This window comes from Hydrogenophaga sp., from assembly GCF_030651625.1.
Classification (GTDB): Bacteria; Pseudomonadota; Gammaproteobacteria; order Burkholderiales; family Burkholderiaceae_C; genus Hydrogenophaga.
This window is the reverse complement of record NZ_JAUSCF010000002.1, coordinates 111,960-127,531: the sequence shown is the minus strand read 5'-3', so window position 1 is coordinate 127,531 and position 15,572 is coordinate 111,960. Positions and strand designations below refer to the sequence as shown.

13 protein-coding genes are annotated in these 15,572 nt (G+C 64.8%); 8 read left to right on the top strand and 5 right to left on the bottom strand.

Translation table 11 applies throughout. The features are described from left to right. Window positions 1–556 precede the first annotated feature (556 nt). From Q7V46_RS00900 to Q7V46_RS00865, 8 genes are all read left to right on the top strand, one after another. Complete coding sequence (locus tag Q7V46_RS00900) at window positions 557–1,894, top strand: NAD(P)H-dependent oxidoreductase (protein ID WP_304911611.1); 1,338 nt, start codon at window positions 557–559, stop codon at window positions 1,892–1,894. A gap of 532 nt (window positions 1,895–2,426) precedes the next feature. Continuing rightward, window positions 2,427–3,158 carry a DUF1028 domain-containing protein gene (locus Q7V46_RS00895; protein ID WP_304911610.1) on the top strand — a complete coding sequence of 244 codons (732 nt, stop codon included), beginning with the start codon at window positions 2,427–2,429 and terminating at the stop codon, window positions 3,156–3,158. Further along, window positions 3,155–4,177, top strand: coding sequence for an ABC transporter ATP-binding protein (locus Q7V46_RS00890; protein WP_370690244.1), 1,023 nt, complete (start codon window positions 3,155–3,157; stop codon window positions 4,175–4,177). Before Q7V46_RS00895 ends, Q7V46_RS00890 begins: the two co-directional genes overlap by 4 nt. Further along, the gene (locus Q7V46_RS00885; protein ID WP_304911609.1) at window positions 4,174–5,274 is read left to right on the top strand and encodes an ABC transporter ATP-binding protein; all 1,101 of its coding nucleotides are present in this window, start codon (window positions 4,174–4,176) and stop codon (window positions 5,272–5,274) included. The genes Q7V46_RS00890 and Q7V46_RS00885 overlap by 4 nt, the downstream gene beginning before the upstream one ends. A 50-nt stretch (window positions 5,275–5,324) precedes the next feature. Beyond that, a complete protein-coding gene (locus Q7V46_RS00880) occupies window positions 5,325–6,836 on the top strand; it encodes an ABC transporter substrate-binding protein (RefSeq protein WP_304911608.1) in 1,512 nt (503 codons plus the stop codon). Between the two features lie 44 nt (window positions 6,837–6,880). Then, window positions 6,881–7,822: an ABC transporter permease gene (locus tag Q7V46_RS00875; RefSeq protein ID WP_304911607.1), complete on the top strand. Its 942-nt coding sequence runs from the start codon at window positions 6,881–6,883 to the stop codon at window positions 7,820–7,822. A 4-nt stretch (window positions 7,823–7,826) separates the two neighbouring features. Then, on the top strand, window positions 7,827–8,738 hold the full coding sequence (locus tag Q7V46_RS00870) for an ABC transporter permease (RefSeq protein WP_304911606.1): 912 nt from the start codon (window positions 7,827–7,829) through the stop codon (window positions 8,736–8,738). Between the two features lie 41 nt (window positions 8,739–8,779). Then, window positions 8,780–10,387, top strand: a complete 1,608-nt coding sequence (locus Q7V46_RS00865) for a gamma-glutamyltransferase family protein (protein ID WP_304911605.1) — start codon at window positions 8,780–8,782, stop codon at window positions 10,385–10,387. Between the two features lie 45 nt (window positions 10,388–10,432). On the opposite strand, the gene Q7V46_RS00860 is transcribed toward Q7V46_RS00865, so the two are convergent. The 5 genes from Q7V46_RS00860 to Q7V46_RS00840 all read right to left on the bottom strand — a co-directional run bounded on the left by Q7V46_RS00860 (window position 10,433) and on the right by Q7V46_RS00840 (window position 15,562). Beyond that, complete coding sequence (locus tag Q7V46_RS00860) at window positions 10,433–11,101, bottom strand: response regulator transcription factor (RefSeq protein WP_304911604.1); 669 nt, start codon at window positions 11,099–11,101, stop codon at window positions 10,433–10,435. After that, window positions 11,094–13,193 carry an MASE1 domain-containing protein gene (locus tag Q7V46_RS00855; protein ID WP_304911603.1) on the bottom strand — a complete coding sequence of 700 codons (2,100 nt, stop codon included), beginning with the start codon at window positions 13,191–13,193 and terminating at the stop codon, window positions 11,094–11,096. The genes Q7V46_RS00860 and Q7V46_RS00855 overlap by 8 nt, the downstream gene beginning before the upstream one ends. Before the next feature lie 62 nt (window positions 13,194–13,255). After that, a complete protein-coding gene (locus Q7V46_RS00850; RefSeq protein WP_304911602.1) occupies window positions 13,256–13,723 on the bottom strand; it encodes a RidA family protein in 468 nt (155 codons plus the stop codon). Beyond that, complete coding sequence (locus Q7V46_RS00845) at window positions 13,720–14,484, bottom strand: cysteine hydrolase family protein (protein WP_304911601.1); 765 nt, start codon at window positions 14,482–14,484, stop codon at window positions 13,720–13,722. Before Q7V46_RS00845 ends, Q7V46_RS00850 begins: the two co-directional genes overlap by 4 nt. A gap of 10 nt (window positions 14,485–14,494) precedes the next feature. Further along, window positions 14,495–15,562 (bottom strand): BMP family ABC transporter substrate-binding protein, encoded by a 1,068-nt coding sequence (locus Q7V46_RS00840; RefSeq protein ID WP_304911600.1) that lies wholly within the window; start codon window positions 15,560–15,562, stop codon window positions 14,495–14,497. Between the last annotated feature and the right edge of the window lie 10 nt (window positions 15,563–15,572).

The following is a 15,572-nucleotide window of genomic DNA, read 5'->3' as shown; positions in this document are numbered from 1 at the left end:
GCCCGGCCACAGCGATCACCACCATCAGCGTCAGCCAGCCGGCCATCCAGCCTGCAGCACGTGCAATGGAGGGGTTGGGGTGGGATGACATGGGCGGCAGCATACCGGATGGCTACCCCCGTGAAATCAGCGTGCGGAAGACGTGTTGCAGCGGTGCCAGGCCCTAACATGCCAAGGCGGGATGGTCAAGGTGCAAACCGGACTTCGGCACGCATGCAGCGACAGGCAGCTTCGGGTCGGCAGCGTGAGTTCGGCCCTTCGAGCAACTGGCATTCGACCGCGATTTGGCGGGGCAAACTTCGGCCCGCCAAGCAAGATGGCCGCAGCTCCCTCGATACCAGTCTTGATGCGGCCGCGCCGCCGGGTGAGCCGATGACAGCTTCGTGCCAGGCACCGTGAACCCAACTCCCGGCCGCGAATGACGGCAGTCGCTGCCTACCAGCCCCTCACCTCAGGAGACTAAACGACAGGTGCAGGTCGTGCACACGCTTCCCTCAATCCCTGCTATTGAATTATTCTGCCCAACCACCTTCACCCTCACGCGAAAGGCCGCTTCATGAACCTCCACGCCAAACTCCAACAGCGCGCTGCCCAGGGCAAGCCCCTTCGCGTCGGCATGATCGGTGCCGGCAAGTTCGGCTCCATGTACCTGTCTCAGGTACTGCGCACGCCGGGCATTCACCTGGTGGGCATTGCCGACTTGTCGCCTGTGCGGGCCAAAGCCGCCCTCAAGAACGTGGGCTGGAAAGAAGAGGCGTACAGCGCCACGTCGCTGGAGCAGGCGGTCAAGCTGGGCCACACGGCCATCATTGACGACAACATGGCGCTGATCGCTTCGCCGTTTGTGGACATCATCATCGACTCCACCGGCAACCCGGCGGCAGGCATAGCGCATGTGCTGGCGTGCTGTGAACACCAGAAGCACATCGTGATGGTGAACGTGGAGGCCGATGCGCTGGCTGGCCCCTTGCTCAAGCGCAAGGCCGATGAGGCGGGTATTGTGTATTCGCTGGCCTATGGCGACCAGCCGGCGCTGATCTGCGAAATGGTGGATTGGGCGCGGGCGGCGGGCTTCTTGGTGGTGGCTGCGGGCAAGGGCACCAAGTACCTGCCGGCCTACCACGAGAGCACGCCCGACACGGTGTGGAACCACTACGGCCTCACCGCCGAAGACGCGGCCAAGGGCGGCATGAACCCGCAGATGTTCAACAGCTTTCTGGATGGCACCAAGAGCGCCATTGAAATGGCGGCGGTGGCCAACGCCACGGGCCTGAGCGCGCCGCGCGGCCTGAAGTTTCCCGCCGTGGGGGTGGACGACCTGGCGCGCATCCTGAAGCCGCGCGAACACGGCGGCATCCTGGACCAGCGCGGGCAGGTGGAGGTGATTTCCAGCGTGGAGCGCGACACCCGGCCGGTGTTCCGCGACCTGCGCTGGGGCGTGTACGTGACCTTCGCCGCCGACAGCGAGTACGTGGCCCGCTGCTTCAAGGAGTACGGTCTGGTGACCGACCCGAGCGGCCAGTATTCCAGCATGTACAAGCCGTTCCATCTCATCGGGCTGGAACTGGGCATCACGGTGGCGTCCATCGGCGTGCGGCAGGAAGCCACCGGCGCGCCCACGTGCTGGCATGGCGATGTGGTGGCCACCGCCAAGCGCGACCTGCAGGCCGGTGAAATGCTGGACGGCGAGGGTGGCTTCACTGTGTACGGCAAGCTGTTGCCGGCGCAGGAATCGCTGGCGCTGGGCGGCCTGCCGCTGGGGCTGGCGCACGGGGTGAGGCTGCTCAAGCCGGTTAAGGCCGGCCAGCCGGTGAGCTGGAACGACGTGGCGTTTGACGCGAACGCCACGGCGGTGAAGTTCCGGCAGGAAATGGAGCGCGTGTTCGCGGGGTAAGCCCTTCCACCAGCTCAGGGCGAACGGAGTTTGGGTATTCGTTCGGGATTCCACAACGGGGCCTTCCGACTCGAAGCCAGCCCCGTCTCGTTCGGCCTGAGCCTGTAGAAACCTGCCTGCAACGGCCCATCCCCTTCCCCCAAAGACCCTTGAAAACCCCCCGCACAGGTGCAGGGCGCACCTGCATGGTGCGGACTGGGCCCTGCGTGTCACTTGCGCTACGGTGTGTCGCGCAGTAACCAAACTGACATGATCGGCGCACAAACGGCAATGCAGGCGGGATTCAGATGCCAGATGTCATCAGAAAGATCGTCGCTCAGACCCTCTCGATGCTTTTGTAGATTCGGCGTGAAATGGGCAAAGTCAGAAAAATGCCTTATGAATCAATGATTTGAGGATGTTTTTTCACTGGCACGGGTGTTGCTAAGTTAGAGTGCGCCACCTAGCAAATGTTTACTGCATTCCGTTTTTTTGGTTCCGTTGTGATCCTGTCAGCCCTCTTTCACAGTCCCGCCACCCGCAGATCCGCCCCATGACTTGGTCCATCCTCGCTCGCGACGAACACGGTCACCTGGGTGTGGCCATTGCCAGCCGCTTCTTTGCGGTGGGCGCTTTGTGCGTGCACACCCGACGCGACGTGGGGGCGCTGTCCACCCAGGCGCTCATGAACCCGCTGTACGGCCCGGCCGGCATCGAAGCCATGGAGCGCGGTTACGACGCGGCGTCCACCATTGCCATGCTGACCGCCGCCGACGATGGCCGGGAACAGCGCCAGCTGCACCTGCTGCCGGTCAGCGGCCCGGGGGCGGCGCACACCGGCTCGGCCTGCGTGGACTGGTGCGGTCACCTGGTGCTGGACGGCCTGAGCGTGGCCGGCAACATGCTGGCCGGCCCCCGCGTGATTGAAGCCACCGCCGAGGCCTACCAGGCCACGGCCGGCCGGCCCATGGCCGAACGCCTGCTGGCTGCCATGGACGCGGGCGAAGCGGCCGGCGGAGACAAGCGCGGCAAGCAGGCTGCGGCCTTGCGCGTGCATACCGATGAAGACTACCCGGCGCTGGACCTGCGCGTGGACGACCACGCCGAACCTTTGGTGGAACTGCGCCGCCTTTACGAAAAGAGCCTGGAGCGCTTCCTGCCGTTCGTGCAGTGCCTGCCGGGGCGGGGCCGGCCTTCGGGCATCACCGAGCGGCCGCTGATTGAAGCGCATATTGAAAAATTCCACGCCGAACGCCGCCGGGCGTCGGGGCAGGTTGCGCCGTGAGCGCGTTGCTGGAAGTCAGCGGTCTGCGCACCGTGTTCAGCGGTGACGACGGAGAAGTGGCCGTGCTGGAAGACGTGGGCTTTGCCGTCAGCGCCGGGCAAACGCTGGCCATCGTGGGCGAGTCCGGCTGCGGCAAGAGCGTCACGTCCCTTTCGGTCATGGGCCTGCTGCCCAAGCCCTACGGGAAGATTGCCGCGGGCTCCATCCGCTTCGAAGGCCGCGAGCTGGTGGGCATGAGCGAACGCGAACTGCAGGACCTGCGCGGCAACGGCATGGCCATGATTTTTCAGGAGCCCATGACTTCGCTCAACCCGGCCTTCACCGTGGGCGACCAGATCATGGAAGGGCTGGTGCGCCACCGCGGTTTGTCTGCCGCGCAGGCCCGCGAGCGCGCCGTGGAACTGCTGCGCAAGGTGCGCATTCCCGCGCCCGAACAGCGGCTGAACGAATACCCGCACAAGCTCAGCGGCGGCATGCGCCAGCGCGTGATGATCGCCATGGCCCTGGCCTGCGACCCGCGCCTGCTCATTGCCGACGAACCCACCACTGCGCTGGACGTGACCATCCAGGCGCAGATCCTTTCGCTCATGCGCACGCTGCAGCAGGAAACCGGCACCGCCATCGTGCTCATCACCCACGATCTGGGCGTGGTGGCCGAAGTGGCCGATGAAGTGGTGGTGATGTACGCCGGCCGCATCGTGGAGCGCGCGCCGGTGGCTGCGCTGTTCGACCAGCCGCAGCACCCCTACACCGTGGGCCTGCTGGGCGCCATTCCCCGGCTGGACGCCGAGCGCGAACGCCTGGCCTCCATCGACGGCCAGGTGCCGCCGCCGCACCTGCGGCCGGTGGGCTGCGCCTTTGCCGAGCGCTGCCCGTTTGCCGACGACGCCTGCCGCGCCGAGCGGCCCGCCCTGCGCGAACTGGGGGGTGGCCACGCTTCGGCCTGCATCAAGGCGCCGCTGGACCCGGACGCGTTGCTGGGCACCATGCAGCCACAGTTAGCAGAGGTGAGCGCATGAGCGGCGCACCACCTGTCGCTTCCCAGCCTGTTCTGCTGCAGGCCAAGGGCCTGGTGAAACATTTCCCCATTCGCAAGGGCCTGCTCAACCGCGTGAGCGACCACGTGCGCGCGGTGGACGGCGTGGACCTCACGCTGCATGTGGGCGAAACGCTGGGCGTGGTGGGCGAATCCGGCTGCGGAAAGTCCACCCTGGGCCGGCTGCTGCTGCGCCTGATCGAACCCACCAGCGGTGCGCTGCACATGGAAGGCGCCGATCTGATGGCGCTGGACAGCCAGGCCATGCGCGCCAAGCGGCGCGACCTGCAGCTGATCTTCCAGGACCCGTATGCGTCGCTGAACCCGCGCATGACGATCGCGCAAACCCTTTCCGAACCGCTGAAGGTGCATGGCCTGCACGCCGGCTTTGAGGCCAAACGGGTGAAGGAACTGCTGAACCTGGTGGGCTTGCGGCCCGACTTCGCCAACCGCTACCCGCACGAGTTCTCCGGCGGTCAGCGCCAGCGCATCGGCATTGCGCGCGCGCTGGCGGTGGAGCCCAAGCTCATCGTGTGCGACGAAGCCGTTTCCGCGCTCGATGTGTCGGTCCAGGCGCAGGTGATCAACCTGCTGCAGGACCTGCAGCGGCAACTGGGCCTTTCCTACCTGTTCATTGCGCACGACCTTGCGGTCATCAAGCACATTGCCACGCGCGTGGCGGTGATGTACCTGGGCCGGGTGGTGGAAATTGGCGACAAGCACAGCGTGTTCGCCGCGCCGCGCCACCCCTACACCGAAGCCTTGCTGGAAGCCATTCCGCTGCCGTCGCCGGGCGCACGTCCCGAGCGCAAGCTGCTCGGCGGCGACGTGCCCAGCCCCATCAAGCCGCCCAGCGGCTGCCACCTGCACCCGCGCTGCGCCTACGCCCAGCCGGTGTGTGCCGAGAAGGCACCCGCGCTCACCGGCGACAGCCTGCATGCCGTGGCCTGCCATTTCCCACTGAGTCCGCTGAGCGCACCAGCCCGCGTGGCCACCGCGCCCGCTGAAGCCAGCGCCTCCCGCCAGCGGCTGGAGCGGCTGCAGTTCGCTTTTTCCGCTCCGTTGGCCCCTGCAGGCTGACGGTGTTTTTTCCCCGTGTTGACCTTGTTGAACCACCAGGAGATCGAAGCATGAAAACCCGCAATCTGGCGCTGCTGAGCGCCGCGCTGCTCACCCTCGCACCGCTGGCCGCTCAGGCGCAGACCACGCTGCGCGTGGGTCTGGCCGAAGACCCCGACATGCTGGACCCGACGCGCGCCCGCACCTTCGTGGGCCGCATCGTGTTCTCGGCCCTGTGCGACAAGCTGATCGACGTGGACGAAAAGCTCAGCTACGTGCCGCAGCTCGCCACCGGCTACGAATGGTCGGCCGACGGCAAGACGCTGACCATGAAGCTGCGCACCGACGTCACCTTCCACGACGGCGAAAAATTCGACGCCGCTGCGGTGAAGTTCAACATCGAGCGCCACAAGACCCTGCAGGGTTCCAACCGCAGCGGTGAACTGCGCCCGGTGGACAGCGTGGACGTGGTGGACCCCACCACCGTGCGCTTCAACCTGAGCGCGCCGTTCTCGCCGCTGCTGGCCGCGCTGGCCGACCGCGCCGGCATGATGGTTTCGCCCAAGGCGGCCAAAGACAACGCCAACTTCGCCAACGCTCCGGTGTGCTCCGGTCCGTTCAAGTTCGTGGAGCGCGTGGCGCAGGACCGCATCGTGTTCGAGAAGTACGCCAACTACTGGAACAAGGCGAACATCCACTTCGACCGCGTGGTGTACACCCCCATCCCCGACGCCACCGTGCGCCTGGCCAACCTGCGTTCGGGCCAGCTCGACTACATCGAGCGCGTGGCCTCCAGCGACGTGGCCAAGCTGGCCACCGAGTCGCGCTTCAAGGTGAGCAAGATCACCGAGATCGGCTACCAGGGCATCACCATCAACATCGCCAAGAGCGACAAGGCCCAGGCCAACCCGCTGGGCAAGGACAACCGCGTGCGCGAAGCCTTCGAGCTTTCGCTGGACCGCGAAGGCATCGTGCAGGTGGTGATGGACGGCGAAGCCCTGGCCGGCAACCAGTGGGTGCCACCCACCAGCACCTACTACAGCAAGGGAAGCCCCATGCCCAAGCGCGACGTGGCCAAGGCCAAGGAACTGCTGAAGCAGGCCGGCGTGCCCAACCCGAGCTTCACGCTCATGACGCCCACCACTTCCGACGCGCAGAAGATTGCGCAGGTGGTGCAGGCCATGGCCAAGGAAGCCGGCTTCGACGTGAAGATCGCGTCCACCGAGTTCGCCACGTCGCTGAACCTGGCCGACAAGGGCGACTTCGACGCCTACGTGCTGGCCTGGAGCGGCCGTGCCGACCCGGATGGCAACGTCTACAGCTTCCTGGCCTGCAAGCAGCCGCTGAACTACTCGGGCTACTGCAAGCCGGAAGTGGACGCGCTGCTGAACGAAGCCCGCAGCAAGCAGGCCCCGGCCGACCGCATGAAGGCCTACGAGCAGGTGGCCAAGTTCGCACAGACCGACAACCCCATCCTGTACCTGTACCACCGCAACTGGCTGTGGGCCTACAACGCCAAGCTGACCGGCGTGCGCGAAATTCCGGATGGCCTGCTGCGCCTGACCGGCCTCAAGATGAATTGAAGCTGAAGCTCAGCTGAACCGAAGCCCCGCTGCAGGTCCGAACGATGTTTGCATTCTTCATTCGCCGACTGGTCACCCTGGTGCCCACGCTGGTGTTCGTGTCCATGCTCATCTTCGGCCTGCAGCAGCTGCTGCCCGGCGATCCGGCGCAGATCCTGGCCGGGGAAGACCAGAACCCCGAACTGATTGCGCAGTTGCGGGCCGAGATGAACCTCGACAAACCCCTGCCGGTGCAGTATGGCTACTGGATCGGCGGCGTGCTGCAGGGCGACCTGGGCGCGTCGGCCCGCACCGGGGAACCGGTACTGGACCTCATTTTGCAGAAGTTGCCGGTGACCCTGCAGCTGGCTTTCATGAGCATGCTGATCGCTTTGCTCATCAGCATTCCGGCGGGCATTGTCTCCGCCGTGAAGCGCGGCAGCGTGCTGGACACCGGTGCCACCGTCTTCGGGCTGGCGGGACTGTCCATGCCGAACTTCTGGCTCGGCATCCTGATGATCCTGCTGTTTTCGGTGGAGCTGGGCTGGCTGCCAGCTTCGGGCTACGTGAGCCCGTTTGAAAACCTGGGTGAAAACCTGGCGGCCATGGTCATGCCGGCCTTCGTGCTCGGCACCGGCATTGCCGCCGTGCTCATGCGCCACACCCGCAGTTCCATGCTGCAGGTGCTGGCCACCGACTACGTGCGCACCGCCCGGGCCAAGGGCCTGCGCGAGCGGGTGGTAGTGGTCAAGCACGCGCTGCGCAACGCGCTCACGCCGGTGATCACGCTGGCCGCACTCGAACTGGGCACGCTGCTCTCGGGCGCGGTGCTGACCGAGCAGGTGTTCACCATTCCCGGTTTCGGCAAGCTCATCATCGACGCGGTGTTCAACCGCGACTACGCCGTGGTGCAGGGCGTGGTGCTGATCACCGCCACCGCCTACATCCTGCTGAACCTGCTGGCCGACATGGCCTACTTCGTCTTCAACCCGCGGCTGCGGCACTGACCCCATGAGCACTTCCGCGCCCACCTCAACGGCATCCGCTTCGCTGGCTTCACCGGCAGCCGCCGCTTCGGCCGTGCACGCCGGCCCCTGGCGCCGCGCCTGGCAGAAGCTGCGCCGCAACCGCATCGGCATGTTCGGCCTGCTGGTGGTGCTGGCGTTTGTGGCCATGGCCGTGTTCGCGCCCTGGCTGGCCCCGCACGACCCCACCGCCGCCAGCTGGAGCGCGATCCGAAAGGCACCCACAGCCGAATTCTGGTTCGGCACCGACGAACTCGGGCGCGACGTGTACTCGCGCGTGGTGTGGGGCGCGCGCGCTTCCATCCTGGCGGGCGTGGTGTCGGTGGCGATTGCGCTGGTCACCGGTGTGGCCATCGGCATGATCGCCGGCTTCTTCGGCGGCGTGGTGGACTCGCTGATTTCCCGCATCACCGACGCCTTCTTGGCCTGCCCCTTCCTAATCCTGGCGATTGCGCTGGCCGCCTTTCTTGGCCCCAGCCTGAGCAACGCCATGATCGCCATCGGCATTTCGGCGGCGCCCATCTTCGTGCGGCTCACGCGGGCGCAGGTGCTCTCCATCAAGGTGGAGGATTACATCGAGGCGGCCCGCGCCGTGGGCTGCTCGCCGCTGCGCATTGCCACCTTCCACATCCTGCCCAACATCACCGCGCCGGTGATCGTGCAGTCCACGTTGACCATTGCCAGTGCCATCATCGCGGAAGCCAGCCTGTCCTTCCTGGGGCTGGGCCAGCAACCGCCCGACCCGAGCTGGGGCAGCATGCTCAACACGGCCAAGAACTTCATGGACAACGCGCCATGGATGGCCATCTGGCCCGGCCTGGCCATTTTCCTGCTGGTGCTCGCCTTTAACCTGCTGGGTGACGGCCTGCGCGACGCACTCGACCCGCGCCACCGCTGACACGCACCCGCTTTTCATCCCCGACAAGAAAAGGAGACCTCATGTCGTTCCAATGGACCAACCCCTACCCCACACTGCGCAGCCCCGTGATGGCGCGCAACGTGGTGGCCACCTCCCACCCGCTGGCCTCGCAGGCGGGCCTGCGCATGCTGCTCAAGGGCGGCAACGCGGTGGATGCCATCGTTGCCGCTGCCGCCGCGCTGACCATCGTGGAGCCCATTTCCAACGGCATCGGCAGCGACAACTTCGCCATCCTTTGGGACGGCCAGCAGCTGCATGGTCTGAATTCTTCGGGTGGCGCCCCCGCGGCCTGGACGCCCGAGTACTTCCGCAAGAAATACGGCGATGCCATGCCGCAGCGCGGCTGGGACACCGTGAGCACTCCGGGCGCGGTGGCCGGCTGGGTGGCGCTCTCGCAGCGCTTCGGCAAGCTGCCGTTTGCCGACCTCATGGAGCCCGCCATCGAGCTGGCCGAGCGCGGCCACGGCGTGGGCGTGATCGTGGCCGACAAATGGGCACGCCAGGTGCCGGCCCTGAAAAACCAGCCGGGTTACGCGGAGGCGTTCCTGCCGCGCGGACGCCCGCCCACGGCCGGCGAGCGTTTCGTGTTTTCGGAGGCCGGCGCCACGCTGCGCAAGATTGCAGAAACCAAGGGTGAAGCCTTCTACAAGGGCGAGATTGCCGAGAAGCTGGTGGCCCACGCCGCAGCCAACGGCGGCAGCATGGCGATGGCCGACCTGGCGGGCTACGCACCCGAGTGGGTCAAGCCCATCGAAAAGAACTTTGCCGGCCACACCGTGCACGAAATTCCACCCAACGGCCAGGGCATTGCGGCGCTCATGGCCATGGGCATGCTGGACAAGATGGACCTGGGCAGCATGCCGGTGGACAGCGTGGCGTCGCAGCACCTGCAGATCGAAGCCATCAAACTCGCCTTTGCCGACACCTACCGCTGGGTGGCCGACGAACGCTACATGACCGAAGTGACGGCGGCCGACCTGCTGAGCGATGGCTACCTGACCGAGCGCGCCAAGCTGATCCGCCCCGACCGCGCCAGCGTTTTTGAGCACGGTACACCGCCCAGGGGTGGCACGGTCTACCTCACGGCGGCCGACGAGAGCGGCTGCATGATCAGCCTCATCCAGTCCAACTACATGGGCTTTGGCAGCGGCGTGGTGGTACCGGGCACAGGCGTGAGTCTGCAGAACCGCGGTCATGGTTTCACCCTCAAGGAGGGCCACCCGAACCAGGTGGCGCCGGGCAAGCGGCCGTTTCACACCATCATTCCCGGCTTCCTCTCCAAGGACGGCAAGCCGCAGATGAGCTTCGGCGTCATGGGTGGCAACATGCAGCCGCAGGGCCACCTGCAAACGCTGGTGCGCATGCTGGTGCACAAGCAGCAGCCGCAGGCAGCCTGCGATGCACCGCGCTGGAAGGTGGGCAACGGCCTGAGTGTGGATTTCGAGTCCACCATGTCGCGCGACCTGGTCAACGGGCTCAAGGCCCTGGGCCACCAGTTCAACCCCTCGGCCGACACCTACATGGACTTCGGCAGCGGCCAGTTCATCTGGCGGCTCAGCGACGACCTCGAAGACGGCCATGTGGGCGCCAGCGATTCGCGCCGTGACGGACAGGCTGTCGGTTACTGAACAGGTACCGTCAAAGAGCGGTCCAGCAGACCAGCCTGACAGAAACTATTGCGGCATGGCGCTGAATGCCGCATGCGCCAGTTCCTGCGCGGTGCGAAGTCCGAGCTTGCGCTTGATGCTGGCACGATGTGCCTCCACGGTGTGGACGCTGCGGTGCAGCGTACGCGCGATATCGCCCGTCTTGAGGCCACGGCCGATCAGGCGCAGAACCTCCAGCTCGCGATCGCTCAGTGCGGCCATGGGCGAAGCGGGCGCCGTGGAGGAAGCGCCCGCCATTCGCTCCAGCAGGTCGCTGGCGATGGCGTCACTCAGAAAGATTCGGCCATCGCGGAGGCAGCGCAGGGCGATCACAATCTTCTTCGTGGTCTCGTGCTTCATCAGGTAGCCGCGCGCACCTGCCCGCAGCGCACGCTCGGCATGCAGCTTCTCATCGTGCATGGTCAAAACCAGGCATTTCACCTGGGGGTAGTGGGTTCGCACAGAGCGAATCAAATCCATACCCGACTGCTCCGCCAGTGACAGATCCACCACGATCAGGTCCACCTGCTGGCGTGCGAGAACCTCCAGCGCCTCGTCAACACTGCCCGCTTCCGCGCAAGGATCAAGGTCGGGTTCTCGCTCGATCATCTGCGCAATGCCATGACGCAGGATCGGATGGTCGTCAACGATCAGCACCTTCGAGACAGCAGGCGCGTCAGGCGAATGGTCAAGCATGGAGGTCCTCGTGCGATCGATGGCCCAGATCCTTGCACAACACGGCGACGCGCCAACGCGTACCAACGCGGCCGACTTCAAGATCTGCATGGATCAGCTGCGCCCTGTGCTGCATGATGCGCAGACCGATGCCGGCGCTTCCTCCAGGAATCAGAACCTGTGATGGCAGTTCGTTGCTGATGTCCATTTCAAGTTGCGTGCGCGTCTGGCGCAGCAGGATGCGAATGGTGGCCCCTGGCGCGTGCTTGATCGCATTGTTCACCGACTCTTGTGCGATTCGATAGATGTGAATCGCCATCTGGTGGTCAGTCAACGCGACATCGGCAGGGCAGTCCAGCACACAGGGCCGGCGCAGGCTGCGCTGCGTGTGTTCGGTGAGGTCCTGTAGCGCTGCCATCAGTCCATTGACTTCAATCTCGACCGGGAACAAGCCACGCGCCAACCGCCGGGTCTGCGAGACGGCATCGCTCAGCATGGCCTCGATTCGCAGGGCATCCTGCCAGACACCGTGCGCGCCAGCCGCTTCTGCATCGCGCGCCAGCAATTCGACCTGCACCGCAGCGGCGGTCAGGTGCTGCCCGAGACCGTCGTGCAACTCTTGCCCAAAGCGTTGCTGTTCGCGTTCGCTGACCTGGATGATCTCGCGCTCCAGCCTTTGCCGTTCGGCCATCTCCACCTTCAAGTCAGCGTTGGCTTGGGCCAGGGCGCTGGTGCGCTCATTCACGTGCGCCTGCAACTGGCGGCGCGCGTGGCGCAGGGCCTCGGCGGCATCCACCCGGGCGCTGACGTCTACACCTGAGACGATGGCATGTTCAATGCGGCCAGCATTGTCGCGCAACACCGATGTGGTCCACGAAACTGTCACTGGCGGACCCTTGCGGCGGCGCAGTGGGAGATCCAGGCGGCCGGTATCGCTGAGATTCATGCGCAACAGGTCAGCGTGTGCGCCAAATTTGTAGTGCTGTGCCGACGGTACCAGTGCATGCTCAAAGCGCAGGCCCGCCAATTCATCTGGGCCAAATCCGGTCAATGCCTCGAAAGCCCGGTTGGTGCGTTGAATACGCCAGTCGCCGTCCAGCACCAAGACAAGTGCACCTTCTGCGTCCAGTATGGCGCTCGTGAAGTCGCGGTCACGAATGGCTTCAACACGAGCCTGATCACGCTCGCTCTGTGAAGCGGCGAGCAGCAGGCTGGTCACGGTGATGACGTTGGCGAACAGCCACCAGCGCAGCAGACTGCTGGTCTGTGTTCCGTCGACAAAGGGACCATGCCCGTTCAAAGTACCCCATACGGCCGCGACCGACACCAGGAGCGTGAACAGCGTGGCGCCGCGCAGGCCGAAACGCAGGGCAGCCCACACGGCCAGCGGAAACAGCGCCATGGCGGCCGGGTAGTAGCCAGGTGCCAGCGGCACCGCAGCTCGAAAGTGCTGACCGAAAATGGTTTCGCACAGCACACCCAGCAATAGCAGCAGCAGCACGCCTTCCCACAAGCGACCAGGCTCCGGAGCGCGCGCATCCGTGCGCCACCAGGCCAGAAGCAGGGGGGCCAGAACGATGACGCCGGTTGCATCGCCCATCAGCCACTGCAGCCACACTGGACCGTATTCACTGGCAGGGATGCTGCCAGCCAGCGCCAGCGCACCAGGTCCGATCGTCGCGCTCATGGCCGCACCGATCGTACCCAGCGTCAGCAGCGCCACGACGTCTCGCACGCGTTGCAACGCCTCCTGGAATCCAGAGCGCTTCAGTGCCCAGGCACAGAAAAAGGTCTGCAGCACATTGCCCGCACCGATACCCAGCATGACCCACACAGAAATACCGGTTCCGGCGTTGGCGATCAAATCGCCTATGAAGATGCCAGGCAACAGGCGAGGCCCCCAGCGAAGCACCACGAACAGACTGATGCCGGTGGGTGGCCACAGCAACGTGACGTTCGGTGCGAGTGAAGAGTAGGCAAGGCCTACCCTCGCGGCAACGCCATACACCATCCCAAACAACAGGCACTCCGCCAGCAGGCGCGGCCAAGCAGGACCCGCTTCGTCGCGGGTCGCCCAGGCGTGGCGCCATCCAGGCAGCAGGTTCATCTTCATCGCGCGTTCATGAGTCCGCACACTTCTGCAAGTATCGTGCCGAGTCAGGTGCGTTGACAGGCTCAAACGATCTCAAACACGGCATCCACCTCCACTGCGGCACGCCTCGGCAAACTGGCCACCCCCACTGCCGTCCGGGCGTGTAGACCGGCTGCTCCCAGCACAGCGACGAACAGGTCTGAGGCGCCATTGATGACGGTCGGTACGAATTCAAACTCGGGGTCACAGTTGACGAAGCCGCGGACGCTGAGGCAACGCTGCACCTTGTTGAGGTCACCGCCGCAGGCCATCCGCAAGCAGGCCAGCAGATTCAAAGCGCACAACCGCGCCGCCTCCTGCCCGGCAGCAATGTCGAATTCGCGGCCAAGCTTGCCGACAAAAGGGACCGTGCCGTTCCACTCGTTGACCTGCCCAGCCAGGTAAATCACCTGACCGTGGCGCTGAAACGGTACGAAGTTTGCGATCGGCGTTGGCGGTGTGGGCAGGGTGAGGCCCATTTCGCTCAGACGATGTTCAATGCGGCTGGTCATGCTGTCTCCAGCCCTGTCATCAGGGCATTCGACTCTGTCATGAAGCCGTACAGCAACTTGACGTTGTACTCGGTCGCCTGCATGCAGTAGTCAGGAGACGTGGTAGCCACGCAGTCGCGCAGCATCAGCACGTCGTAGCCAAGAAAGCTGGCATCTTCCAGCGTTGTCATCACGCACTGGTCTGCGTTGACGCCGGCAAAGAACAGTGTGCGAACGCCGATGTTGCGCAGGATGCTGTCCAGCTCGGTGTCCCAAAAACCACTGAAGCGGTGCTTGGTCACGTGGATATCCTGGTCCCCCGGGTCCAGTTCGTCGACGATACGTGCTCCCCACGATCCTTTCAGCAGGATCTCGGCGCCGCCCGGAATCTTTTCGCCCAGACCGGCACCATTGCCGTCGTGTGTGTGTGCATGCAGCAGAGAAGGTGGAATATTGAGCAGGTCTTTGCGAACGCCCCAGTTCAGCCAGACGACAGGCACACCTTGTGCGCGCATGGCAGGCACCAGGGCCTGCAACGGCGCAATCGGTGCACGATCCGGTGTGATGTCGATACCTCGGTAGTCCAGGTAGCCGCCCTTGCTGCAGAAATCGTTCTGCATATCGACGACCACCAGTGCACACCGGTTCGCGTCCACCACGACGGACTGGGGTTCAGCGTCCACCTTCATGGGCCTCACAGGCCGCGACTCGGCTCGTGAAAGATCCACCGTTGTTTCATCCACTCGCCATCGGTTGGCGATATGCGATCCCATGGGTGTCATGTTGCGCCCCTTACTGAATCGTGCCGATCACACCGCGTACGAAGAAGTTCATGCTCTCCAATTGCTCCATGGGCATGGGCTGGCCTGCTGGCAGCAACGACCGGCCGTCCTGCGCTGCGAGCGGGCCGGACCAGACCTGGAAGCGGTTGGCCAGAATGTCGGCCTTCTTGTCCATGATGGTCTTGCGCACCGACTCAGGTACCGCTGGGCCGAAAGGGTCCAGCCGCACGGTACCGTCTGCCAGACCACCCCGCACATGGCTGGGCTTCCAGGTCCCGGCCTGGATTTCCTGCGTCAGCTTGAGCATGGTCGGGCCCCAGTTCCAAGAGGCGCCTGTGAGCACCGCCTTAGGGGCCAGACTCGAAACGTCAACATCCTTGCCGACGGCGTATGCGCCGCGCTTCTCGGCGGTCTGTGCATAGGTGATGGGGCTGTCGACCTGACCACCAATGACATCCACACCCGCATCGAGCAGCGAGTTGGCGGCCTCGGCCTCTTTGGCTGGCAGCAGCCAGCCACCGGTCCAGACCACGGTCGTCGTCACATTGGGGTTCATGGCCTGAGCGCCCAACGTGAACGCGTTGGCTGAGCGAATGACCTGCGGAATCGGAAAAGCTGCTATGAAGCCGAGCTTGCCGGTCTTGGTCACTGCGCCGGCCGCCATGCCGGCCAGGTACATGGCGTCATCGGAGTTGGCCCAGTAGGTCCCCACGTTGTCACCGAGCTTGAGGCCACCAGCGTGTAGAAAAGACACCTTCGGATACTTCTTGCCCAGCCCAATGGCGTAGTCGAGGTAACCGTAGCTGGTGGCAAATATGATGCTGGCGCCAGAGCGGATCATCCGTTCCATCACCTTCTCGACCTCGGCCGTCTCGGGGATGTTTTCGACGTGCAGCGTCTTCGTGCCAGGCAGTTTTTGCTCGACGTACTGTCGCCCCATGTCCATGGAGGCGTTGTAGCCATGGTCCTTTTCAGGTCCGACGTAGATGTAGCCGATCGTCGTCGCATGGATGGCCGTGCTCGCTAGCGTGGCGCAGGCAGACAGTGAGATGGCTGCCAAGGTGCGGGTGAGTGTCATAACGTTCTCC